This window comes from Streptomyces otsuchiensis, from assembly GCF_004305975.1.
Lineage (GTDB): Bacteria > Actinomycetota > Actinomycetes > Streptomycetales > Streptomycetaceae > Streptomyces > Streptomyces otsuchiensis.
Genome location: NZ_BHZI01000594.1, coordinates 1 through 520 on the forward strand (window position 1 = coordinate 1; position 520 = coordinate 520).

Annotated in this window: 1 protein-coding gene; it reads right to left on the reverse strand. The window is 67.7% G+C overall.

Annotated features, from left to right (window positions below; translation table 11 throughout):
- The coding region (locus E0D90_RS26010; protein ID WP_130800344.1) for an acyltransferase domain-containing protein at window positions 1-520 on the reverse strand (520 nt) is incomplete at both ends.

A 520-nucleotide genomic window follows, 5' to 3' on the forward strand; every position in this document is an offset into this window, starting at 1 on the left:
TAGTCCACCGGAATCCGACGCGCCCGCACCTCCCGCGCCTCACACAACCCCAGCAACTCCTCCAACGCCCCCGGCTCACCCGAAACCACCGTCGAACCAGGCCCATTGGCCGCCGCCACCGACAACCGCCCACCGAAACCGCCGATCAACTCCTCCACCCCCGCACGACCCAAAGCCACAGACACCATCCCACCCGCACCCGCCAACGCCAGAATCGCCCGGCTACGCAACGCCACCACCCGCGCCCCGTCCTCCAACGACAGACCACCCGCCACCACCGCCGCCGCGATCTCCCCCTGCGAATGACCCACCACCGCAGACGGCACCACCCCACACGCACGCCACAACCGACCCAACGACACCATCACCGCCCACAACACCGGCTGAACCACATCCACCCGGCCCAACAAACCCTCATCACCACTCTCGATCACCTCCACCAACGACCACTCCACCCACCGCCCCAACGCCACCTCACACTCCACCAACGACTCCCGGAACACCGACGACCACACCGCCA